2 protein-coding genes are annotated in these 665 nt (G+C 68.4%); both read right to left on the reverse strand.

Going from position 1 to position 665, the window contains the following annotated elements; all coding sequences use genetic code 11:
• Positions 1-489 (reverse strand): ABC transporter permease subunit (locus GY812_02410; protein MCP4434336.1); only part of this gene is annotated, 489 nt, incomplete at its 3' end.
• On the reverse strand, positions 486-632 hold the full coding sequence (locus tag GY812_02415) for a hypothetical protein (protein ID MCP4434337.1): 147 nt from the start codon (positions 630-632) through the stop codon (positions 486-488). The genes GY812_02410 and GY812_02415, both read right to left, overlap by 4 nt.
• Positions 633-665: the final 33 nt, after the last annotated feature.

Raw genomic sequence — 665 nt, forward strand, 5'->3', positions numbered from 1 at the left:
CCACTCGCCCGCGGCGTAGGAGCGCATCAGCTCGATCTCGTCGGGGTGCACCTCGGCGAGGCCCTTGGCGGTGTTGATGAAGACGGGGAAGAACACCACGGCAACCACGACCGCCTGGTTGCTGAGCGTTCCCGTGATGCCGAACCAGGCATTGAAGATCGGCGCCAGGGCGACGATCGGCGTGGCGTTGACCGCCACCGCCAACGGGGTGAGGCCCTCGTTGACGGTGCGAAAGCGTGTGGAGAGAACTGCCAGGAGTACGCCGGCGATGATGCCGACGACGAGCCCGCTGACGGCGATGCGACCGGTTTCCCAGCCGGCGTGCCGGAGCGTCGGCCACTGGCCGGTGAGTTGCGCCCATATCGACGTCGGCCGGGGCAGCAGAAACTCGCGGATCCCGAGCAGTCGTACGCCGCCCTCCCATGCCCCGAGGAACATGGCGCCGGTGACCAACGGGGGCACCAGGGCACGGAGCCTGCCGGCGCTCACGATCCGTCCTCCACGGCACGCAGGGCCTCGCGAACCTCGGTCGAAGCCTCGAAGAACCTCGGGTCCTCACGGGTGTCCTCGTTGCGCTCACCGAGGTCGACCTCGACGATCGAGTGGATGCGTCCCGGCCGGGGCGACAGCACGACGACACGATTCGACAGGAACGCCGACTCGGA

It is taken from the genome of Actinomycetes bacterium (genome assembly GCA_024222295.1).
In the GTDB taxonomy this organism is placed as follows: domain Bacteria; phylum Actinomycetota; class Acidimicrobiia; order Acidimicrobiales; family Microtrichaceae; genus JAAEPF01.